The organism is Streptomyces sp. NPDC053426 (genome assembly GCF_055585405.1).
This window is the reverse complement of record NZ_JBVJKE010000006.1, coordinates 295716-317670: the sequence shown is the minus strand read 5'-3', so window position 1 is coordinate 317670 and position 21955 is coordinate 295716. Positions and strand designations below refer to the sequence as shown.

Annotated in this window: 24 protein-coding genes; 19 read left to right on the top strand and 5 right to left on the bottom strand. The window is 72.1% G+C overall.

The genetic code is table 11. The features are described 5' to 3' along the window. Positions 1 to 97: 97 nt before the first annotated feature. Positions 98 to 868, bottom strand: coding sequence for a TetR/AcrR family transcriptional regulator (locus tag ACZ62B_RS15215; protein ID WP_344563753.1), 771 nt, complete (start codon positions 866 to 868; stop codon positions 98 to 100). 187 nt (positions 869 to 1055) lie between these two features. Here ACZ62B_RS15215 and ACZ62B_RS15210 point away from each other — a divergent pair, with 187 nt between their 5' ends. From ACZ62B_RS15210 to ACZ62B_RS15175, 8 genes are all read left to right on the top strand, one after another. Then, complete coding sequence (locus ACZ62B_RS15210) at positions 1056 to 2063, top strand: aldo/keto reductase (RefSeq protein ID WP_344563751.1); 1008 nt, start codon at positions 1056 to 1058, stop codon at positions 2061 to 2063. An 86-nt stretch (positions 2064 to 2149) separates the two neighbouring features. After that, complete coding sequence (locus ACZ62B_RS15205; RefSeq protein WP_344563749.1) at positions 2150 to 2785, top strand: (2Fe-2S)-binding protein; 636 nt, start codon at positions 2150 to 2152, stop codon at positions 2783 to 2785. Continuing rightward, complete coding sequence (locus tag ACZ62B_RS15200; protein ID WP_344563747.1) at positions 2782 to 3765, top strand: FAD binding domain-containing protein; 984 nt, start codon at positions 2782 to 2784, stop codon at positions 3763 to 3765. The genes ACZ62B_RS15205 and ACZ62B_RS15200 overlap by 4 nt, the downstream gene beginning before the upstream one ends. Further along, positions 3762 to 5972 carry a xanthine dehydrogenase family protein molybdopterin-binding subunit gene (locus ACZ62B_RS15195; protein ID WP_468719422.1) on the top strand — a complete coding sequence of 737 codons (2211 nt, stop codon included), beginning with the start codon at positions 3762 to 3764 and terminating at the stop codon, positions 5970 to 5972. The genes ACZ62B_RS15200 and ACZ62B_RS15195 overlap by 4 nt, the downstream gene beginning before the upstream one ends. Then, positions 5969 to 7135: an XdhC family protein gene (locus tag ACZ62B_RS15190; RefSeq protein ID WP_468886190.1), complete on the top strand. Its 1167-nt coding sequence runs from the start codon at positions 5969 to 5971 to the stop codon at positions 7133 to 7135. The genes ACZ62B_RS15195 and ACZ62B_RS15190 overlap by 4 nt, the downstream gene beginning before the upstream one ends. A 247-nt stretch (positions 7136 to 7382) precedes the next feature. Next, positions 7383 to 8747, top strand: a complete 1365-nt coding sequence (locus tag ACZ62B_RS15185; protein WP_344563741.1) for a DUF445 domain-containing protein — start codon at positions 7383 to 7385, stop codon at positions 8745 to 8747. A 324-nt stretch (positions 8748 to 9071) separates the two neighbouring features. After that, entirely contained in the window at positions 9072 to 10544 is a 1473-nt protein-coding gene (locus ACZ62B_RS15180) for an MFS transporter (protein ID WP_344563739.1), read from the top strand. A gap of 208 nt (positions 10545 to 10752) precedes the next feature. Next, entirely contained in the window at positions 10753 to 11190 is a 438-nt protein-coding gene (locus tag ACZ62B_RS15175; RefSeq protein WP_344563737.1) for a DUF5980 family protein, read from the top strand. 83 nt (positions 11191 to 11273) lie between these two features. On the opposite strand, the gene ACZ62B_RS15170 is transcribed toward ACZ62B_RS15175, so the two are convergent. Continuing rightward, entirely contained in the window at positions 11274 to 11576 is a 303-nt protein-coding gene (locus tag ACZ62B_RS15170; RefSeq protein ID WP_073931643.1) for a hypothetical protein, read from the bottom strand. Between the two features lie 215 nt (positions 11577 to 11791). On the opposite strand from ACZ62B_RS15170, the gene ACZ62B_RS15165 reads away from it, so the two are divergent. The 5 genes from ACZ62B_RS15165 to ACZ62B_RS15145 all read left to right on the top strand — a co-directional run bounded on the left by ACZ62B_RS15165 (position 11792) and on the right by ACZ62B_RS15145 (position 14655). After that, positions 11792 to 12220: an Hsp20/alpha crystallin family protein gene (locus ACZ62B_RS15165; protein WP_201262966.1), complete on the top strand. Its 429-nt coding sequence runs from the start codon at positions 11792 to 11794 to the stop codon at positions 12218 to 12220. A gap of 168 nt (positions 12221 to 12388) precedes the next feature. Next, a complete protein-coding gene (locus ACZ62B_RS15160) occupies positions 12389 to 12865 on the top strand; it encodes a DUF2267 domain-containing protein (RefSeq protein WP_468719424.1) in 477 nt (158 codons plus the stop codon). A gap of 182 nt (positions 12866 to 13047) precedes the next feature. After that, complete coding sequence (locus tag ACZ62B_RS15155) at positions 13048 to 13422, top strand: VOC family protein (RefSeq protein ID WP_468719425.1); 375 nt, start codon at positions 13048 to 13050, stop codon at positions 13420 to 13422. 53 nt (positions 13423 to 13475) lie between these two features. Continuing rightward, a complete protein-coding gene (locus ACZ62B_RS15150; protein WP_344563729.1) occupies positions 13476 to 14060 on the top strand; it encodes a sugar O-acetyltransferase in 585 nt (194 codons plus the stop codon). Between the two features lie 16 nt (positions 14061 to 14076). Continuing rightward, positions 14077 to 14655 (top strand): TetR/AcrR family transcriptional regulator, encoded by a 579-nt coding sequence (locus ACZ62B_RS15145; RefSeq protein ID WP_344563727.1) that lies wholly within the window; start codon positions 14077 to 14079, stop codon positions 14653 to 14655. A gap of 110 nt (positions 14656 to 14765) precedes the next feature. Here the strand turns inward: ACZ62B_RS15145 and ACZ62B_RS15140 are convergent, their stop codons facing one another. After that, complete coding sequence (locus tag ACZ62B_RS15140) at positions 14766 to 15467, bottom strand: PH domain-containing protein (protein WP_469690615.1); 702 nt, start codon at positions 15465 to 15467, stop codon at positions 14766 to 14768. Between the two features lie 119 nt (positions 15468 to 15586). On the opposite strand from ACZ62B_RS15140, the gene ACZ62B_RS15135 reads away from it, so the two are divergent. The 5 genes from ACZ62B_RS15135 to ACZ62B_RS15115 all read left to right on the top strand — a co-directional run bounded on the left by ACZ62B_RS15135 (position 15587) and on the right by ACZ62B_RS15115 (position 19803). After that, on the top strand, positions 15587 to 16429 hold the full coding sequence (locus ACZ62B_RS15135; RefSeq protein ID WP_344563723.1) for an aldo/keto reductase: 843 nt from the start codon (positions 15587 to 15589) through the stop codon (positions 16427 to 16429). Positions 16430 to 16503: 74 nt separating this feature from the next. Beyond that, entirely contained in the window at positions 16504 to 16962 is a 459-nt protein-coding gene (locus tag ACZ62B_RS15130) for a TIGR03618 family F420-dependent PPOX class oxidoreductase (RefSeq protein ID WP_344563721.1), read from the top strand. 392 nt (positions 16963 to 17354) lie between these two features. Beyond that, on the top strand, positions 17355 to 18383 hold the full coding sequence (locus tag ACZ62B_RS15125; RefSeq protein ID WP_469690612.1) for a peptidoglycan-binding protein: 1029 nt from the start codon (positions 17355 to 17357) through the stop codon (positions 18381 to 18383). A 335-nt stretch (positions 18384 to 18718) separates the two neighbouring features. Next, positions 18719 to 19069, top strand: a complete 351-nt coding sequence (locus ACZ62B_RS15120; protein ID WP_344563717.1) for a hypothetical protein — start codon at positions 18719 to 18721, stop codon at positions 19067 to 19069. Positions 19070 to 19218: 149 nt separating this feature from the next. Then, positions 19219 to 19803: a L,D-transpeptidase gene (locus tag ACZ62B_RS15115; RefSeq protein ID WP_469690610.1), complete on the top strand. Its 585-nt coding sequence runs from the start codon at positions 19219 to 19221 to the stop codon at positions 19801 to 19803. A gap of 101 nt (positions 19804 to 19904) precedes the next feature. Here the strand turns inward: ACZ62B_RS15115 and ACZ62B_RS15110 are convergent, their stop codons facing one another. Then, entirely contained in the window at positions 19905 to 20357 is a 453-nt protein-coding gene (locus tag ACZ62B_RS15110) for a VOC family protein (RefSeq protein ID WP_382054897.1), read from the bottom strand. After that, positions 20354 to 21271, bottom strand: coding sequence for an alpha/beta fold hydrolase (locus ACZ62B_RS15105; RefSeq protein WP_468881567.1), 918 nt, complete (start codon positions 21269 to 21271; stop codon positions 20354 to 20356). Before ACZ62B_RS15105 ends, ACZ62B_RS15110 begins: the two co-directional genes overlap by 4 nt. An 85-nt stretch (positions 21272 to 21356) precedes the next feature. On the opposite strand from ACZ62B_RS15105, the gene ACZ62B_RS15100 reads away from it, so the two are divergent. Then, entirely contained in the window at positions 21357 to 21923 is a 567-nt protein-coding gene (locus tag ACZ62B_RS15100) for a CGNR zinc finger domain-containing protein (RefSeq protein WP_344563711.1), read from the top strand. Positions 21924 to 21955 lie beyond the last annotated feature (32 nt).

Sequence of the window (21955 nt, the reverse complement as noted above, 5' to 3'; positions counted from 1 at the left end):
TGGTGTGAACGGCGGCAGCCGCCCGGCCAGGACATCGCGCGCTCGGCCGGCCGGCACCGCAGGCCGGACCACCCGACACTCCACATGGGCCGACGTCTCAGCCGCGGGACTTCGTCATGGGTCCGTTTTCCTGACCGTCCGCCGTCGTGGCGACAAGCCGCGTGAGCAACTCGTCCAGCAGTAGACGCTCCCCCGGGGTGAAGCCCTGCTCCCCGTCGTCGAGCAGTGCCTTGAGGGCGACGGCGTGCCGGGCGCGGCGGGCGGCACGCGTGTCCTCGGCCGGTTCGTCCTCCGGGTCTGTGACCAGTGCCGCGAGAACGGCGTCGCGCGTGCGCTCCGAAAGGCCCTCGTGGTCGGCGAGCCGACCTGCGGCGTCGGCGTCGATCAGGGTGATCGTGACCCCGACACCCGCGGCATGGATCATCGCCGCCGCCTCTTCGACGCCCACCCGCAGCAGGCCGGCCTCGGCGACCCGGGTGACGAGCCGCAGAAGCAGGCCGCCGGCCTCACCGGTCACCGACGATCCCGCGCCGGGACGTGCGTCGGTGTTGAGCAGCCGGTAGAGAGCCGGGTTGGCGAGACCGAACGCCACATGCATGGCCCAGCCGCGCCGCAGCTGGTCGATGGGGTCACCAGTCGTGAGGTTCTCCTGCTTGGCCGCCAGGTAGGAGGCGTATCCCCGGCGAGCCACCTCGTCGAGCAGCCCCTGCATGTCTCCGAAATGCCGGTAGATCGTCTGCGCCTGTACGCCTGCGGCGGCGCTGACGGAGCGAGTGGAGACCGCCTCGCGTCCACCACCGGCGAGCAGGTCCGCCGCTGCCTGGAGGATGCGCTCGCGCGGCTGGGGCGCCGTGTCGGTGAACGTCATGGATCGATGATAACGCTTGACCGACATCGCTGCTGTGTTATCGTCGATGTGGCGAACTCGTCATCAGTGATTCCGTGAGTGGCTCGTGCTCGCGGAAAGAGACGCCGGCGCGGCCCGTGCCGCCGAGTGGACCGCCCGTCCGATGGACGACCGGTCACCGCAGCAATCCGCGAAAGGGAGAACGCACATGTCTGTCAGCCGTCGCACATTGGGCCGGTGGGGTCCGGAGGTCTCCGCGATCGGTCTGGGCGCCATGGGGATGTCGGATCTCTACGGCCCGGCCGACGACGTGGAGAACGTGGCCACGCTGCACGCGGCGATCGACGCGGGCGTGACGCTCATCGACACCGGTGACTTCTACGGATCGGGCTCGAACGAGATGCTCATCGGACGGGTCCTGCGGGAACGCCGACGCGAGGACGTGGTGATCAGCGTCAAGTTCGGCTCCCGCCGAACCCCGGACGGAGCCTTCCAGCCCGCCCCCTACGACGTTTCCCCGGAAGCGGTGAAGGACCGCCTCGCCTATTCGCTGCGGCGTCTGGGGACCGACTACCTCGACATCTACCGTCCGGCGCGGCTGAACCCGCGGATTCCGGTCGAGGAGACGGTGGGCGCGCTGGAGGAGATGCGGCAGGCGGGCTACATCCGGTACATCGGGCTGTCCGAGGTGGGTGCGGAGACGATCCGCCGGGCCGCGGCGGTGGCGCCGATCTGCGACCTGCAGATCGAGTACTCGCTGCTGTCCCGCGGACCGGAGAAGGAGGTCCTCCCCACCCTGAGGGAGCTGGGCATCGGCCTGACGGCGTACGGCGTACTGTCACGTGGCCTGCTGAGCGGGTACTGGTCGGCCTCGCGGCAGCTGGGCGACGAGGACTTCCGCACCCACTCACCCCGTTTCCAGGGCGGGAACCTGGAAGCGAACCTGCGTCTCGTCGAGGCGCTCGGCCGAGTGGCGCGGCGCCTGGGCATGACGACGAGCCAGGCGGCGATCGCCTGGGTCGCGGCCCAGGGGGCGGACATCGTGCCGCTGGTGGGTGCGCGTCGCCGGGAGCGTCTGGCGGAGTCGCTGGGCGCGGCCTCCCTGACCATGAGCGCCCAGACGCTGAGGGAGATCGAAGCGGCCGTACCGGCGGGCGCCGCGGCCGGTGAGCGCTACCCCGTCCCCCTGATGGCCACCCTCGACAGCGAGCGCTGATGTCCGGCGGACGCGACCGCGACCGAGGAACGCGGATCCTTCCGTCACTTCTTCTTCCGTCACTTCACGCGAGGAGACACAGAAACATGTCCGACACCGAGGAGCACGACCGCTCAGCCGACGAGCACAGCCGCCGCAGCGTACTCAAAGCCGGTGCCGTCGGCGCCGTCGCCGTGGCCGCGTCGGGCGGCATGACGACGACTGCGGCCGGCGGTCCCGTCGGTGCGGAGACGGCGTTACCGCCTCCGGCCTCGACGGCCGATGTGACACTCCACGTCAACGGCGTGGAACGCCATGTCGCGGTCGAGTCCCGGGTCACCCTGCTGGACGCGCTGCGTGAGCGTCTCGGGCTGACGGGGACGAAGAAGGGCTGCGACCGCGGTGAGTGCGGCGCCTGCACCGTCCTCATCGAGGGTGAGCGGGTCAAGTCGTGCATGACCCTCGCGGTCATGGAGGACGGGCGGGAGATCACCACGATCGAGGGCCTGGCCCGCGGGGACGAACTGCACCCCGTGCAGGCGGCCTTCATCCGGCGCGATGCCTTCCAGTGCGGCTTCTGCACTTCGGGGCAGATCATGTCGGCCGTCGCCTGCGTCCGAGAGGGTCACGCCGGCTCGGACACCGAAGTCCGTGAGTGGATGAGCGGCAACCTGTGCCGGTGCGGCTGTTATCCGAACATCGTCGACGCGGTGCGGGACGCCGCGAAGGGACGCGGGAAGTGAAACTCTTCGACTACACGCGTACGTCGCGCGCGTCCGACGCCGTCGACCTGGTCGCGGGCCATCCCGGAGGCGCGTTCATCGGCGGCGGCACCGAACTGACGAATCTGATGAAGGACGGCGTCCTCGCCCCGGATCTCGTCGTGGACGTGGGCCGGCTGGACCTGTCGGACATCGGCGTGAGCAAGGACCGACTGCACATCGGGGCCACGGCCCGCATGAGGGACGTCGCCGACCACCCAGTGGTCCGCGAGCGATTCCCCGTCGTCTCCGAGGCCCTGCTGGCCTCCGCGTCCCCGCAGATACGCAACCGGGCCACCATCGGCGGGAACCTCATGCAACGGACCCGCTGCTGGTACTACCGGGACCCCGGCAGTGCCTGCAACAAACGCGAACCCGGCAGCGGCTGCCCGGCCCTCGACGGGCAGAACCGATGGCACGCGATCCACGGGGGCAGCGATCACTGCATCGCCGTCCACCCGTCGGATCTGGCCGTCTCGCTGACCGCCCTGGACGCCACGGTGGTCACCCTCGGACCGGACGGCCGCCGGTCCATCCCGATCGGAGACCTCTACCGCCTGCCCGGTTCCACGCCGGACGAGGAGACCACGCTGCGGCACGGCGAGCTCATCACCGGTGTCGACGTCCCCCGGAGCCGCCTCGCGGCCGGCTCGCGCTACCTCAAGCTGCGCGACCGTGCCTCGTTCGAGTTCGCCGTGGTCTCCGTGGCCGCCGCCCTCACCCGGGAGCGGGGGACGGTCGGTGACGTCCGGCTCGCCTTCGGCGGCATCGCCCCCAGGCCGTGGCGTTCGCCGGAGGCCGAGGACGCCCTGCGCGGCCGCCCCCTGACCCGGGCCACCATCGCGGCGGCCGGCCGGGCCCTGGTCGACGGCGCCCGGCCCCGCGAGCACAACGCGTTCAAGGTCGAGCTGGTGCAGCGTGCCCTGGCCGACGTCCTCGAGGAACTCGGAGGCCTGAAATGAGCCCGATCGTCGGCAGCCCCCTCGCCCGGGTCGACGGGCACGCCAAGGTCACCGGCGCGGCCACCTACACCGCGGACACCGAGATCCGCGGGGCCCTGCACGGCTTCCTCGTGCTGAGCACCGTCGCCAACGGGCGCGTCACCGGCATCGACGTACGGGACGCCGAGCGCTCTCCCGGCGTGGTCGCCGTCTTCACCCACCGGAACATGCCCGAGCTGGTGATGCCCACGGCGCAGGGAACGGTCTACTGGAAGCGGGTCGTTCCCCTCCAGGACACGGACATCCACCACAGCGGCCAGCCCGTGGCCTACGTCGTGGCCGAGAACCTGGAGCAGGCCCAGCACGCCGCGTCGCTCGTCAGGGTCTCCTACGACGCCCGCACACCCCAGGCCGACCTGGCCGAAGCCATGGACGAGGCCTACGTGCCCGAGCCGGGCCTGAAGGGCCCCAACGACATCACCCGCGGCGACCCCGCGGCAGGCCTGGCCCAGGCCGACGTGCGCGTCGACGTCGGCTACACGACGCCCATGCACCATCACAACGCCCTGGAGCCGTCCGCCACGGCCGCCGTCTGGCACGGCGAGAAGCTGACGGTGTACGAGACCGCGCAGGGCGTCAACGCCACCAAGGCCACCGTGGCCGAGGCGCTCGGAGTGCCTCCCGCCGACGTGCGTGTGCTGTCCCGGTTCCTGGGCGGAGGCTTCGGAGCGAAGGGCCCGGTGTGGCCGCACACCCTGATCACCGCCGCCATAGCCCGCGAGTTGGGGCGCCCGGTCAAACTGGTGCTCTCCCGCGCGCACACCTACACCTCCCACGGCCACCGCCCCGAGACACACCAGCGGCTCAGGATCGGAGCGAAGCGGGACGGCACGCTCACCGCCATCGAACACATCACCACGTCCCAGGTCAGCCGTACCGAGGATCTGCTGTTCAACACCAGTGAGCCGACCCGCATGCTGTACGCCTGCCCCAACGTGCGGGTGACACAGAGGGCGGTGAGGCTCCACCTGCCCGCGCCGAGCATGATGCGGTCACCGGAGGTCGTCGCCTCCCACGGTCTGGAAACGGCACTCGACGAGCTGAGCTACGAACTGGGCATGGACCCCGTCGAGCTCCGGCTGCGCAATTACGCCTCGGACAACCCCGACGACGACGGCGCCCCCTTCGGCAGCAAGCACCTGGAGGAGTGCTACCGCCGTGGCGCGGACGCGTTCGGCTGGAGCAAGCGCGATCCGCGCCCGCGGTCGATGCGCGAGGGCGACACCCTGATCGGCTGGGGCATGGCGACCGCCGCGCACACGGCCGGCGGAAGGCCGGGAGCGGGCGCCCGCGTGGTGATCTCCACCAGGGGGAAGGCGACGGTCCAGGTCGCCACCCAGGACGTCGGAACCGGTACGTACACCGTGATGTCCCAGGTGGCCGCGCAGAGCCTGGGTCTGGACATCGACGACGTGGACTTCGAACTCGGGGACACCGCCTACCCGTACGCCTTCGTCTCCGCCGCGTCCGCGACGGTTCCCGGTGTCGGCGCCGCCGTCAACCGGGCCTGCGCCGCGGCCCGCCGGGCACTGATCGACCTCACCGTCGCGGACACACGCTCCCCCCTGCACGGCGTCCCGGCCGACCGGATCACCGTCGAGGACGGGATCCTCCACGACACCGACCGGCGCACGCGCCGCGACACCGTCCGCGCGGTCATCGCCCGGCACGGCGTACCCGTCGAGGCCACCGCCGACCCCGTCTTCATTCCTCCCGGTTACTCCACCGGTGCGTGCTTCGCGGAAGTGCGCGTCGATCCCCGGCTCGGACGGGTCCGCGTCACCCGCATGCACGGGTTCTTCGACGCCGGCCGGGTGCTCAACCGCAGGACGCTGCGCAGTCAGGGGATGGGCGGCGCCGTCTGGGCCGTCGGTTTCACCCTGTCCGAGCACACCATGGTCGACCCGCACCTGGGGCGGATCGTCAACCCCAATCTGTCGGGCTACCTGGTGCCGGTCAACGCCGACGTCCCCGAGGTCCACATGGGCTTCGTGGACAAGCCCGACCCGGCGAACCCCGACGCCCTCGGCGCACGCGGGTTCGGCGAGACCCCGATGACCGGGATGACCGCCGCCATCGGCAACGCCGTCTACCACGCCACCGGACGTCGCGTCCGCGACCTGCCCATCACCCCGGACAAGATCATCGGGGAGGGGGGAGTCCGATGAACGACATGTGGGAGCGGCTCCACCGATGGTGGGAGGCGGGCACACCGTGCGGGCTCGCCACGGTCGTCTCGGCGTACGGTTCGGCCCCGCGCCGGCCCGGAGCCCTCATGATCTGCGCTCCGGACGGCACCGTCACCGGCAGTGTGTCGGGCGGCTGCGTGGAAGGCGCCGTGTACGACCTGGCCCAGCAGGCCGTACGGGACGGCGTTCCGGTGCTCGAACGCTACGCGGTGAGTGATGACGACGCCGGAGCCGTCGGGCTGACCTGCGGCGGAACCATTCAGGTCTTCGTCGAACGCATCGACCGGCGGTCCTTCCCCGAACTGGGTCTTCTCGTCGAGCGCATGCGGGCCGGGGACGCCGTCGCCCTGGCCACAGTCGTGGAGCCCCACGGATCCGTACCCGCCGGAGCACACCTGGTGCACTGGTCCGGCGGCACCACCGGAAGCACCGGCGACCCCGCCGTCGACACCGAAGCCGCCGGCGTGGCCGGGCGACTGCTCGCGCAGGGGGGCTCCTCCCACGTGTTCCGCACCGGGGCCGGCGACGCGAGCCCGGGGGCCGCCCCGCGGGTGTTCGTCAACTGCCTGGCTCCACCGCCCCGCATGCTGGTCTACGGTGCCACCGAGTTCGCCTCGGCTCTCACCCGCCAGGGCGCGCTGCTCGGTTTCCGGGTGACGGTGTGCGACGCGCGGCCGGTGTTCACCACCCCCGAGCGCTTTCCGGACGCCGACGAGGTCGTCGTGGACTGGCCCCACCGGCACCTCGCCGCGGAGGCGGCGGCGGGGCGGATCGACCACAGCACCGTGGTCGTCTCGCTCACCCACGACCCCAAGTTCGACGTGCCCTTGCTGCAGACCGCGTTGCGGATGGACCTCGCCTACGTCGGTGCTCTGGGCTCCCGCCGGACCGCCGGGCGGCGCAGGGCGTCGCTGCGGGCCGCAGGGGTGCGGAACGACCGACTGGCACGGCTCTGTTCCCCCGCGGGGCTCGACCTGGGCGGTGCCGACCCGGCGGAGACGGCACTGTCCATCGCCTCCGAGATACTTCTCCGCCGCCACTCCGGCACGGGTGACCGGCTCTCGGCGACCGAGGGCGCCATCCACCGGACGTCCCCCGCACCGGGGGACATCCGGTTCGCGGCGGGTCGATCCGAGCGATGACGGACACCGGCCGCCCGGCGGCGGCCGAGGACGCAGCCCGGCCCCCCTTGCCTTCCCGCCCTGCCGCGCTCCACGCCCTTCGACGAAACACTGCCTCGCGCCCCGTCCGTCTCCTCGTCGCCGCCTTGCCACTTAGGTGATCTCCCTGGGAAAACCCTCTCCGGACCGACGCCGGGAACTCCTGTTCCGTTCCAGGAGTCGGTCAGGAAGGGACAATGTGTGAGGGATCACCGAACGGGCGGAGCGGATGGAACGGACAGAAACGGCGGAAACGCCGGAAGAAGCAGGAACCGGCGGCCGGGGCGCCGAAGGGCGGCGTGCCCGCACCGGCGCCTTCACCAACCGCGCGATGAACACGTTCAGCCCCGCGGACGAGGAGAAGCGGCGCGGGGTGCGCCGGATGAAGCTCACCGCCACCGGACTGCTGCTGTTCGTCACCGTCGTCTACGTCCTCACCGAATGGGCCTCCCACCAGGGAGCCGGCGCCTGGGCGGGCTATGTCGCCGCCGCGGCCGAGGCCGGCATGGTCGGCGCGCTCGCCGACTGGTTCGCCGTCACCGCCCTCTTCCGTCACCCCCTCGGCCTGCGCATCCCGCACACCGCGATCATCCCCACCAAGAAGGACCAGCTCGGCGTCTCCCTCGGCGAGTTCGTCGGCGAGAACTTCCTCTCCGAGGACGTCGTACGGCAGCGGCTGCGCGCCGTCGGCATCGGCAGCCGGCTCGGCGCCTGGCTCGCCGTCCCGGAGCACGCCGACCGGGTCACCGCCGAGCTCTCGGCCGCCCTGCGCGGAGCGCTGACCGTGCTGCGCGACTCCGACGTCCAGGCGGTGGTCGGCGAGGCCATCACCCGCCGCGCGGACGCCCAGGAGATCGCGCCCGGCATGGGCAAGATGCTGGAGCGGATCGTCGCCGACGGCGGCCACAAACGGGCCGTGGACGTCATCGTCACCCGTGCGCACGACTGGCTGGTGCTGCACAGCGACACCGTGATGGACGCCGTCCACGGCGGCGCGCCCGGCTGGACCCCCAGATTCGTCGACCGCAAGGTCGGCGAGCGCGTCTACAAGGAACTGCTGCGCTTCATCACAGAGATGCGCGACATGCCGTCCCACCCCGCGCGCGGCGCCCTGGACCGCTTCCTCACCGACTTCGCCTCCGACCTCCAGTCCGACACCGACACCCGCGCCCGCGTCGAACGCCTCAAGAGCGAGATCCTCGGCCGGGGCGAGGTGCAGGACCTGATCGCCTCCGCGTGGACGGCCGTACGATCCATGATCGTCTCGGCTGCGGAGGACGAGCGCAGCGAACTGCGCCTGCGCGTGCGCGCCTCGCTGCTCTCGCTGGGCGCCCGCATGTCGCTCGACCCCAAGGTGCAGGGCAAGGTCGACGGCTGGCTGGAGAGCGCGGCGGTGTACGTGGTCACCACCTACCGCAAGGAGATCACCTCCCTGATCACGGACACGGTGGCGAGCTGGGACGCCGAGCACACCACGAAGAAGATCGAGGCCAACATCGGCCGTGACCTCCAGTTCATCCGCATCAACGGCACGGTGGTCGGCTCGCTCGCCGGTCTGCTGATCTACACGGTGTCACGGGTCCTGGGGGCGTAGCGCGCCGGGCTCCCGCGGGTGTGGCGTGGTTGTTCGCGCAGTTCCCCGCGCCCCTCAGGGGGTGGCCCTGCCGTGGGCTCCCCCTGGGGCCCCTGGTGTTTCCGGCCGACGGCGACCACAACTCCCCAGGGGCGCGGGGCTGTATCGACGTGCGGCTCCGCCGCGCGGGCGCGAACAGCCACGACGCACCCGCCGGAGCACCACGCCCCGCAAGCCCAGAGGCCGGCGGGGCCCACCGCACTCCCCGGCGTCAGAAAGCGGGCGGGCGTGAGAACGCCCGCCCGGGGCATCCGACGGGGGTTCGCTTCGCCAGGGAGGGAGCCCATGACCACCGCGCAGTCCGGGACCGAACGCACGATCACCACCCGCATCCCAGCCCGCCTGGACCGCCTCCCGTGGTCCCGCTGGCACTGGTCCGTCGTCATCGGTCTCGGCACCGTGTGGATCCTCGACGGCCTGGAGGTCACGGTCGTCGGCAACATCGCGAGCCGCCTGTCCGAACCGGGCAGCGGACTGCCCATCACCTCCGGCGAGGTCACCGGCGTCGCCGCCGCCCTCTACGTCGCCGGCGCCTGCTCGGGCGCCCTCTTCTGGGGCCGCCTGACCGACATCTGGGGCCGCAAGAGACTCTTCATGATCACCCTCGCGGTCTACCTCGGCGCCACCGCCCTCACCGCGATCGCCTTCGACACCTGGTGGTTCTTCCTCTTCCGCTTCCTCACGGGTTTCGGCATCGGCGGCGAGTACGCGGCCATCAACTCCGCGATCGACGAGCTGATCCCGGCGCGGTACCGGGGCCGCGTCGACCTGATGATCAACGGCAGCTTCTGGCTGGGCGCGGTGGGCGGCTCCCTGCTGTCGATCCTGGCCCTGGACACCGACGTCTTCCCGGCCGACATCGGCTGGCGCCTGACCTTCGCCCTCGGCGCCGTACTCGCCCTGGTCATCCTCCTCGTGCGCCGTCACGTGCCCGAGAGCCCTCGCTGGCTGCTGATCCACGGCCGTGACGAGGAGGCGGAACGCATCGTCGGCGACATCGAACAACGGGTCGAGGCCGAGCGGAACGAGCCGCTGCCCCGCGTGGAGGGCGAACTGACGATCCGCCGGCGCGGGAACGTCACGTTCACCGAGATCGCCCGCACCGTCTTCGCCAAGTACCGCAGGCGCTCGGTCCTGGGCTTCTCCCTCTTCATCGGCCAGGCGTTCCTCTACAACGCCATCACCTTCGGCTTCGGCGCGATCCTGACCACGTTCTTCGACGTCCCGTCCGGCGACACCGGCTACTACTTCGCCGTCATCGCGGCCGGCAACTTCCTGGGCCCGCTGCTGCTCGGCAAGCTCTTCGACACGGTCGGCCGCCGGATGATGATCTCCGGCACGTACCTGCTCTCGGGCCTGCTCCTCTTCGGCACGGCCTGGCTGTTCGACCGCGGTTCGCTCGGCGCCACCACGATGACGGCCTGCTGGTGCGCGGTCCTGTTCTTCGCCTCGGCCGGTGCGTCCAGCGCCTACCTCACGGTCTCCGAGGTCTTCCCCATGGAGACCCGGGCCATGTCCATCGCCTTCTTCTACGCCATCGGCACCGCCGCGGGCGGCATCAGCGGCCCCCTGCTGTTCGCCGAACTCACCGACACCGGCAAGGTCGCCGACACGGTCCTGGCCTTCCAGATCGGCGCGGGCCTGATGTGCGCGGCGGGCCTGGTCGCCGCGTTCCTCGCGGTGAAGGCGGAACGCCGCTCCCTGGAGGACATCGCGGCCCCGCTGTCGGTGGCGAAGGCGGAGACGGCGGGGAAGTGACCGAGCCGCCGGGGCCGTGGCGGCGGCCCTTGTCGGACACCGGACGGCGACATCAGGCCACAGGTCCTTGAATGTACAACTACTCCCTTGTTCGAGGGGTGTTGCGCGAGTGACACTCGCTGACGGTGGCCGGCCCTTCAAGTCAACCGGGCCGGCAGGAACGTCGTACCGCCTCATGCGTCCCCACGCCCTCGATCAGGAGGTACCGATGAAAACAAGCCGCCGCGGGGCCGGATTACTCCTCGGCCTGTCCTCGGCCCTGACCCTCTCGCTCCTCGGCGCGTCCCCGGCGTCCGCCTCGACGTCGACATGGACGCTGGAAGCCGAGGGGCAGGAGATATGCGTCCGGGGCGGGTTCTCCTGGACCTACGCCTTGGCTCCGGTGTCCGGAAGCTGGTCGGACACCATCAGGACCGGCATCCGCGACCTGCCGGGCAAGGACTCCGCCGACCTGGGCCGCTACACCATTCCCCCGGGAACGAACGAACGCGACCCCGCCGACGGCAGCCTGACCGTCAACGGCTACGTCTTCATGTCCCTGGGACTGGCACCGCTCGGTGAGTACACCGCCGAGATCTACGCCACCGACGGCAAGCGGACCGAGACCGACTCGCTGAAGATCGTCTACAAGGAGAAGTGCTGGTAGGTCCCGCGGAACGCTCACGAACCACGGTGCCCGGGCGGCCGGCCCGGGCACCGTGACGCGGACGCCGGGCTTTCCTGCCCTCCTCATCCCCGCCGGTCGGCCACCGCCCACGAGGCGAGCGCCACGGCCCCCGCCACCCCGAACACGGCGGGCCAGGCGCCCACCTTCTTCGCCAGCGGATGCGACCCGGCGAACGCGGCGACGTACGCCACCGACAGCGCCCCCGCCGCCCCGCCCCCGGCCCGCTCCCGCCACTGCTGCGCGGCGGCGGCCCCGGCGGCGGCGAGGACGACCCCGCCCAGCTGCCGCTTCCGGGTCCAGCGGGCCACGCCGTACCCCCCGACGAGCCCGCCCGCGGCCACCACTGAACTCGGTACCTTCGCCATGCCTGCTGCCTCCTGCCACTGCGCCGGCCCACCGGGCCGACGTCGTCCGGACTCCGAGGCTAGCGCTCTCGGGAGACGCCCCCCGCGCCCAGGCCCGAAGCCGGTCGTGTGACACAACCTGAGTCCCGGCTTGTCAACTTTCCTCCTCCGAGCTATATAAGAAGGCGAGACCGTAAGGGCATCGCAGATGACACCCACGGAAGGAGATGACCGTGATGCTCATGCGTACCGACCCGTTCCGCGAATTCGACCGACTCGCGCAGCAGGTCTTCGGCGCCACCCCCGCAGGCCGTCCCACGGCGATGCCGATGGACGCCTACCGGTCGGGGGACGACTTCATCGTCCACTTCGACCTCCCCGGCATCGACCCGGAGACGATCGACCTCGACGTCGAACGCAACGTCCTCAACGTGCGCGCCGAGCGCCGCTCCCCGGCGCCCGAGGGTGCGGAGACCGTGGTCGCCGAGCGTCCCACCGGCACCTTCACCCGCCAGCTGTTCCTCGGCGAGACCCTGGACACGGAACGCATCGACGCCTCGTACGAGGCCGGCGTCCTGACCCTGCGCATCCCCGTCGCCGAACAGGCCAAGCCGCGCCGCATCCAGATCACCGGCGGCGACAGCCGCAAGCAGATCGGCGGCTGACCCCCCGCACCCACCACACGTCCCGCGGACCCCGTCGGTCCGCGGGACGCGCCCCGTGCCGTCCGGATGCCGTCCGGTCCGAAAGGGGCACATGCCCGGGAGGAACCGGGGCACTGGAGAACCGGAGACCGGGGCACTGGAGAAACCGGAGAAGGAGAGAAGGACCGGATGACCACGCTGACACCGCAGAAGCCCGCGACCCCGAAGCAGGCCGGAGGGGTCCCGGCCCCGGCGGTCGCGCCCCGTGACGACAGCTGGCACCAACTGATCGAAGCCGTACGGGAGTCGGGCCAGTACCCGACACGGTCGCAGGCGGAGAGCGTCACCCGCGTCGTCCTCTCCGCCCTCGGTGGTCACGTCGTCGGCGACGAACGCGTCGACCTGGCCCGCGCCCTGCCGGAAGAGGCGGCGAGAGCGGTCGCCTCCCAGATCCCGGTGACCCGCGAGCTGACCGCCGCGGAGTTCGTCGACTCGGTGGCCGCCCGCATCGAGGGCGCGACCCCGGCGACGGCCCGCTGGGACGTCAGCTCGGTCCTGAGCGTCCTGCCCGGCCTGGTCGGTGACGCCCTGGTCACCCGCGTCCTGGCCCAACTGCCGCCGGGCTACGCCCTGCTCTTCGGCCGGGCGGAACTGTCCCCGGCGTGACGGCCGGGCCGCGGCCCCCGCACCCGTGAGAACCGCCCGGCGTGATCCGGCCCCGGACCCGCGTCCGGGGCCGGATCACGTCCGGATCTCGTCACCGCCCGGCAAACGGTTCGACGACACCCCTCCCCGCGCGCCATCCTGCGGGCCGGAAACCACGCCGGCCGACCGTCCCCGGAGGACCGTTGAACCCCACCATCCGCCACATCACCTTCGACTGCACCGGTGACCCCTACGACCTCGCCACGTTCTGGAGCGCGATGCTGGGCAACCCGCTCGCCGACGACGACGAGCCCGGCGACCCGGAGGCCCTGATCGCGGACCCGTCCGGCGGGCCCGGCCTGCTCTTCGTGCGGGTGGCGGAGGGCAAGACCGCCAAGAACCGCCTCCACTTCGACCTCCGGCCGACCGGCCGCACCCGCGCGGAGGAAGTGGCCCGCGCCATCTCCCTGGGCGCCCGCCAGGTCGCCGACCACACCCGCCCCGACGGCAAGGGCTGGGTCACCCTGACCGATCCGGAAGGCAACGAATTCTGTATAGAGCGGGGCGAACTGGACTGAACGATCCCGCTCGGGGTGTACGTTCGTACGCTCGGGAGCGTACGATCGTACGCATGCCGACGGACGACCACTTCGCGAACGACCCGCGCACGAACCTGGAGCGCATGCTCGCGGGCGACCTCTACATCGCCGACGACCCGGAGATCGCCCGCCGCCAGCAGCGCGCGATGCGGCTCGCGGCCCGCTACCAGGCCGCCTACCCCGAGGACCCCACCGAGGCGAGGCCGATCCTGACCGAGCTCCTCGCCTCGGTGGGCGAAGGCGTCGACGTACGCCCCCCGCTGTACGTCGACTACGGCAGCAACATCAGCATCGGAGCCCGTACCTTCGTCAACTACAACCTGACCGCCCTGGACGTCGCCCGGATCACCATCGGCGAGGACTGCCAGATCGGCCCGAACGTCCAGCTCCTCACCCCCACCCACCCCGTGGAGCCACAGCCCCGCCGCGACAAGCTGGAGGCGGCCCTCCCCATCACCATCGGCGACAACGTCTGGCTCGGCGGCGGCGCGATCATCTGCCCCGGGGTGACGATCGGCGACAACTCGGTCATCGGCGCGGGCGCGGTGGTCACCAAGGACGTCCCGGCCAATGTCGTGGCCGTGGGCAACCCGGCCCGCCCGGTCCGCACCATCTGAACCCCGACCACGGACCATGGCCACCGGACACACCGACCCCCACCGCCGCGAGCGCATCCTCGCGGCGGCGCTCGACCTCATCGCCGAGGAGGGCGTCGCCGGCGTCTCCCACCGCAAGATCGCCGCCCGCGCCCAGGTCCCCCTGGGCTCGATGACGTACCACTTCACCGGCATCGAGGACCTCCTGCTCCAGGCGTTCACCGGCTACGCCGACCACGTGGTGGCCCTCTTCGAGCACCACCTCAGCGGCGCCACCACCCCCGACCAGGCCCGCGAAGCAGTTGCCGACCTGATCCACACCCTCTCCGAGGGCACCCGCCGCGACCTGATCCTCACCCAGGAGCTCTACACCCTGGCGGCCCGCCACGAGCCGTACCGGGACCTGTGCGCCCGCTGGATGCGCCGCAGCCGCACCCTCCTGGAACACCACTTCGACGCCGCCACGGCCCGCCAACTGGACGCCCTCGTCGAGGGCCTGACCCTCCACCGCGCCCTGGACGACACCCCGCCCGACCGCGCACTGACCCACGAGGCGGTCACCCGCATCACCGCGCCCCGCGACGGGGTCCCCCGAGCGCGCCGCACGCCGCCCTGACGGGCGCCGATACGGCCGGGCGCGGTCGGGCACGGCCCATGTCCTCGCCGGCCGCCCGCGGGTTCACCCGCACTGCCGGCGAAGCGATCACCGCACCAAGGCATCGGGCCCTACGCGTCGTCCTCACGGCCCCGGAGGCGCCGGACGGCGAGCAGGTACACGGCGGGGAACACCACGACCGGCACGAAGCCGATGCCCTGGAACAGCGGGGGAACCCCCTCGCCGTCCCAGTCCAGTACATCGCCCAGGACGAATCCGCCGAGCAGGAGCACGAGGAACGACCCCACCGTCAGGAAGACGGCCAGCACCATCGCCGACGACCGGGCCGAGGCGCGCTCCCGCGCCGCCAGCACGAAGGCCTCGGACGGCGCCTCCCAGCCCTCGCCCCGCGACCGCTCCCACACGTCCCGGATGGCGCGGACAGCGTCCGGCCGCGCCCCGACTCCCCCCGGCAGGGCGAACAGCCGGCCCTCCCCGTCGAGCATCAGCGTCCTGGACGACCCCGGGTGATCGTCCACCTCGATGCCCAGCACATCGGACCAGGCGGTCCTGCGGGTCCGGAACAACTGCCGTACGGCGATGTGGTCCTCGTGCACGACGGTCGCCGCCCGCCAGAACCAGACGATGGCGAGATACACCGTGCTCATCAGGACGAGCATCCCGGCCTTGAACATCACTGGCAGATCGTCCTCCGGCACGATCGTGCCCGCCAGCGGGATCCCGGGCAGCCCCAGGACGAGAGTGACCAGCCCCAACTGGGCGGGCCCCAACCGATACGTACGCAGCACCCCGCTGCCACCGCCGCTCGACACATCCCCTCCCAGCAGGAGTTGGGCCTTCGCCCGCCAACGGTACCGACGGGTCAACGAGCCCGGCGCCCGTCACGTTGCGCTGTTAGCGTTCCCTCCGGACGAGGGGGAGAAGACACCACATGACATCGACCGCGTTTCCCGTCGGCGGGGACTTCCCCGTACGGCGGCTGGGCTTCGGAGCCATGCACCTGCCCACGGAACCGGGCCCGGCCCGCGAGACCTCCCTCGCGGTCGCCCGGCGGGCCGTCGAGCTGGGCGTCACACTGATCGACACCGCACATCTGTACGGCGGGGGAGCCAACGAGGAACTCCTGGCCGAAGCCCTGCACCCCTACCCCGAGGGCCTGCTGGTCACCACCAAGGTCGGCGTCGCCCGGACGGGCCCCGACGGCGAGTGGAAGCTCGACGGCCGCCCGGCCCTCCTGCGCGACCAGGTCGAACAGGCCCTGCGCCGACTGCGCGTCGAGCGGATCGAGCTGCTCCAGCTGCACCGCGTCGACCCCGACACACCGCTCGCCGACCAGGTGGGCACCCTGCGGGACCTGCGGACCGAGGGCAAGATCGGCAGGATCGGCCTGTCCGAGGTCACCGCCGCCCAACTCGACGAGGCACGCCGGATCACCGACATCGCGAGCGTGCAGAACCGGTACAACCTGCTCGACCGCGAGCACGAGCCCGTCCTCGCCGCCTGCGAGGCGGCGGGCATCGCGTTCCTGCCGTGGCGCACCGTCGCCTGGGGCGAATCGGGGGCGAGGGCGGAGGTCACCGAGGTCGCGGCCGAACTCGACGCCACCCCCACCCAGGTCGCCCTCGCCTGGCTCCTCGCCCGCTCACCGGTCATCCTCCCGATCCCCGGCACCGCCCGCATCGACCACCTGGAGGAGAACCTCGCGGCAGAGCGCCTCGTCCTGCTCCCGGAACACCGCGAGCGCCTCGACCGCCTGTCCGAAGCGGTGACGTAGGGCCCCTCCACAACCGGACGACGCCGTCGCGGCGTTCAGGAAATGACTGGGCGGACGAGGAAGTTGACCACGTCATGACCAATCGACCCGCACCGCGCACCCTGTCCGACGAAGCCCTCTCCGACCTGCTCCGCACGCAGCGGTTCGGCACGCTCGCCACCGTCAAGCGCAGCGGCCACCCCCACCTGACCACCATGGTGTACAGCTGGGATCCCGAGGCCCGCATCGCCCGCTTCTCCACCACGGCCGACCGCGTCAAGCTCAAGCACCTGCGCCACGACCCGCGCGCGGCGCTGCACGTACAGGGCGGCGACGTGTGGTCGTTCGCCGTCGCCGAGGGCGAGGCGGAGGTCTCCGGCATCACGACGGCTCCCGGCGACGAGGTCGGCCGCGAACTCCTCGGAATGCTCCCGCAGGCCGCGAGGCCCGAGGACGAGGACGCGTTCCTGGAACAACTGGTCGCCGAACGCCGGGTGGTCGTCCGCCTGAAGGTGAACCGGCTGTACGGGACGGCGCTCGACATCACGGGCTAGCCGTACGGCCCCGGGTCCGCACCGGTTCGCCGGGACGGCGCTCGACATCGCGGGCCGGGCCCGGCCGGCCGTCCTTCCTGTGGGTGAGTGACGTGTGCCGCGTCGGCGCTCGTCCGGGTGAACGCGTGCTCTCCGCGCCGGTGCTCGGCGCGGCTCCCCGTAGGGGCCGTGGGCAGCCCCGTCACGGGACCACGGAACGCCCGGTGGCCACGCGGAGGCGCGGACGGCCCGCGGCGGAGGTGCCGGACCCTCCGCCCGGCATCACTACGATCTGCGCTGCTGTGGGCCGATGCGTCCGCGCTTACCGCCATGCACGCGATCGACCTGCTGTTATGCAGCGATGCAGGCGGCGTGGACGCCCGGCCGTTCCGCGAGACGACGGGGAGAGACACATGGCGCACGAGCCGGAGGCGCAGGACCGGGGGCAACGGCCGGGGGAGCGGCTGGCGCGGCTGCTGCGACGCTGGTGGGAGGAGGCCGGGAGCGCGTCCGGCGGCACCCGGCCCACACAGCAGGCACTGGCCTCGCGCCTGGGCATCGACCAGACGACGCTCTCGCGCTACCTCAACCCCAAGCACGCGTCGACCGCTCCGCCGAGGGTGGTGGAGGCGCTGCACGCCCACCTGCGCGCCCCGGCGGCGGAGCTGGAACGGGCACGGGAGTTGTGCCGGGCGGTACTGGAGGAGAACCGCGGCCAAGCGGCCGCCGTCGACGGCCCGGAGCCCGCCGACGCGGCATCCGCAGCCGACGCCGCGGGCGGCACGGGCGGGCGCGACACCCCGGGCCGGCCGGGGCGATCCCGGTGGGCTCTGCCGGCACTGGTGGCCGCGGTGACGGTGCTGTCCTTCGCCGCCGGGGCGGTCGTGCGCGACCAGTACGCCCCCCACCCCCGGACCGCGCCCGACGGTGTGGCGGCCGGCGCCGTCCCGGCGAGCGGCGCACCGCTGGAGTGGCCGCTGCTGATGAAGCGGGAGGGGGACCAGTTCACCCGTGGCCGCGCCCTGCAGCACCTGCTGAGGGCGCACGGCTACGAGGTGAAGGCGGACGGGTTCTTCGGCGCCGGGACCCGGGACGCCGTCATGGACTTCCAGCGCCGTAACAACCTGCCGTCCGACGGCAAGGTGGGCGAGGACACCTGGCCCGAGCTGGTGGTCCCCCTCGGGCGCGGAGCCGACGGGCACGCGGTCCTGGCCCTCCAGGAGCTCCTGCACAACGCGGGCCAGGGCGGCACGGAGGTCTCGGGGGAGTTCACCGCGGCGACCGCCGAGGACCTGAGGTTCTTCCAGAACAGCCACGGCCTGCGGCCGAACGGCAGGGTGGACGTCGACACCTGGCTGGCCCTGCTGGTCTTCCAGCGCGCGCCGGCCGGCGCCCCCGCGTACCAGAGGTCCACGAGCCCGCTGCCCTCCACGCCGGCGTGAGCGGACCGCCCCGGCCACCCGCGTGAGGCGCCCGCACGGGGGCGGGCGGCCCGCACGCACGCCGCCCGCCCCTCGTGCCGCATGATGCGCGAATCCCTCTCCCGGCAGGCATAACCGCAGGCCAGGCCCCCGTACCGCGAATTGCACGACGGCTGCATGGATGCGCCTGTGCAGACCCCCCGGAATGTCTTCCCGCACCCCGCTCCCGCGGTCAGTCTGGGTGCAGCGCCCGGCGCTCCCCGGCCGGCCCGATCCGCCCTCGTCGGCGGACGACGTGCCCGGGGCGCGGCGCCGGTGCGCTTTCCGAACCACTCTCCATCCGAAGGGGTACCTCCATGTCCGCTGTCCGCAAGTCCGTCATGTCCGTGCTGTCGACGATCGTCCTCGCCGGCGGGCTGGCCGTCGGCACCGCCGGCACGGCGAGCGCCGCCACCTGCCCGTCCACGGCGTCCCCGAAGATCGACGGTGCGATCGCCAGTTGGTCCCTGAGCTGCTCGGGCGGTTCCGTGCGGGTGTCCGGCTGGCTCGAGGACACCCGCATGGACGGCAAGTGCGCCGTGGTCCGCGTCGTCGGCGGCAACGGCGAGTACCGCACGAAGCAGGCCTGCGGCTCCGGCGTCCGCGAGCAGTTCGGCTTCACCTTCGCCGGGACGAACGAGGCCCAGGTGCGCCTGGCCATCGTCTGAACCCCGTTCCGGGGCGGGCCGTGAACGCCCGCCCCGGAACGTCCGGGGTGCGCACCCGCCCGACGGGGAGCCCGGGCGGGTGCGGCATCCCGTACCGGTACGACGGGCGGAGCCGGCCGCGAGGAGAGAACGAGGAACGAGGCAGCCACGTGAACGCGGACAAGGGTTCCCTGCGCGACCTCATCACGGCGTGGGCGGTGATGACCGCCCTGACCCTCACCCCGGCCACCCTCACGGCCGACCCCGCCGGCTCCGGAGCCGAGGCCGAAGCGGCGGCGCCGACGGCGACCACCCTGGTCTTCGACAAGAACCCCGACGACCCCACCGACTCGACGCTCTCGGTCCACCGGAACGGGAAACCCCGGGCCACCTACCGGGCCGGATCAGGTCTCGGCGTCCAGGACGACTGTGCCCGCGCCAAGGGCTGGCTCCCGGACGGGAACTGGCGGATCCGCGCCGGCACCCGCACCTACGACGGCGACCTCGTCAAGGGGTACGCCGTCCGCCTCCAGGACATGCCGTGCTCCCGGGGCACGGTGACACGCACGGAGATCTTCATCCACTCAGAGACGAACCGCGACGGCAGCGAGGGCACGTCCGAAGCCCGACGCTGGGACGGCCCCGGCGACTACAGGTCCAACGGCTGCGTGAAACTGCACCCGGCGGACATCAAGGCGATGTTCCGCCTCCTCGACCGCGTCGGCTGGCCGACCCACTTGCGGGTGGTTCCCTGATCCGGCGGGAGGCCCCGGGCCACGCGCTCCAGCAGGGCGGAAGGGGTGGCCACGGACATGGTCGTCGGGGGGCGGAGGCACCCGGCCGGGGCACCGGGGGATCAGGCGTTCCAGGTGCGCGAGCTCAGGACCAGGCGGTAGGCGTCGGGGTCCGCGATGGTCACGCCGTACTGGTCCCAGTACGGGTTGTGCGCGGCGACGCGCGTTCCGCCGGCGGCCACCAGGCGGTCCAGCAGGGCGTCTTCGACGGGAGTGCCCAGGTAGACGACGAACAGGTCGTCGGGCGTCGGGGTGGGGTCGAGGGGTTGCCGGGGGTCACGGGTGAGCTCGAAGTGCCAGGCGGCGTCGGGCGGGCCGACCATGAGCAGGTCGTGTTCGCCCGGCACCCGCGCGGTGGTGCGCCAGAGCACCCGCAGCCCCAGCCCTTCGACGTAGAAGCGTTCCGCGGCGGCGAGATCGCGCGAGGGGCGGGCGATGCGGACGTGTGTGGTCCCTCCGACCGGGGACGGGTGGCTCGGCCGGTCCCCGGGTCCGGTCCGCTGCGGGGCGGTCACTTCGGACCCTCACCCTGGCGGAGGGCGGCGGGATCGCCGGTGCTCCAGGTGCGGTCGAGGAAGCCGGCGATCAGCGGGGCGATCTCGGCCAGGTGTGTTTCCAGGGCGAAGTGGCCGGTGTCGAACAGGTGGAGTTCGGCGTCGGGGAGGTCGCGCAGATAGGCCCGGGCGCCGGCCTCGGTGAAGAACGGGTCACCGACGCCCCAGGTGATGAGGGCGGGCGGGGTGTGCGTGCGCAGCCAGGACTGCCACCGGTCGTAGCGTTCGAGGTTGGACCGGTAGTCGAAGGCCAGCGCCACTTGGGCGTCCTTGCGGCCGGGGAGGTCCAGGAAGTGCTGGTCGAGGGTCCAGCCGTCGGGGGCCAGCAGCTCCGGGACGGGGACCCCGGTCTCGTACTGGCCGCGGGTGCCGGGCAGGGTGAGCAGGTCGCGGACGGTCTTCTCGGCACCGGGGGTCTCGGGGCGCAGCGCGATGAAGTCGCGGGCCGCGTCCGACAGGCCCTCCTGGTAGGCGTTGCCGTTCTGCACGACCAGGCCGGCGATCCGCTCGGGACGCCGCTCGGCGAGGCGGAGGCCGACCGGGGCGCCGAAGTCGAACGTGTACATGGTGAAGCGGGTCAGGCCGAGCCGCTGCACGAAGCCTTCGGTGATGTCGGCGAGACGGTCGAAGGTGTGGACGAAGCCGTCCGGGGCCTGGGTGTGACCGAAACCGGGGTAGTCGGGGGCGACCAGGCGGTAGCGGGAGCCGAGGACGTCGATCAGCCGGCGGAACTGGTGCGATGCCGAGGGGAAGCCGTGCAGCAGCAGGAGCACGGGGGCGTCCGGGCGCTCGGGAACCGACTCGCGGTAGAAGACGCGGACTCCGTCGACCTCGACGTGGCGGTGAACGGTGCGAGCCACCGGTAAGCGAACCATGACTAATCCCTTCTCTGGCTACTGATGCATTAGATCTACCGTCCGACTGGCTAACGCGTCAAGTGCTGGTAGTACCATTAGGAACATGAGTGGTCCCGCCCCCCTGACCGGGGAACCGCTGGCTCTGGACCTGGTCAACACCCATCCGTCCGTCGGCGACCTGCTGACCGGCCCGGACGACCTGCGTGCCTGGCTGCTCCTGCAGGCCGAACGATCCCCCGAAGCACGGGAGTTCGCCGCCGCCGAACTCACCGACGCCGACCTGGAGGCCGCGCGTGAAGTCCGCGCGCACACGGCCCGCGCGCTCGACCGTGCCCGTGGCGGCGAACGGCCCCCACCGGAAGCGCTGGACGCACTCACCCGAGCCCAGGGCGCCGCGCCCGCCGTCCGCGAACTGGACTGGAACGGCACGGCCGTCACCGCCACCCCCCGCCGCACCGGTCCGACCGCCGCGCGGTTGGCGGCCTGGCTCGCCGAAGCCGCCACCGACCTGCTCACCGACCCGGCGGTCACCACGGTCCGCCGATGCGCGGCCGAGGACTGTGTCCTGCTGTTCCTGCCCACCCACCCACGCCGCCGCTGGTGCTCAGCCGCCCGCTGCGGCAACCGAGTCCGCGTCGCCCGCCACTACCAGCGCCACCGCACCACCTGACACCCCGCCGACCGGATCGGGGAACGGCTCGC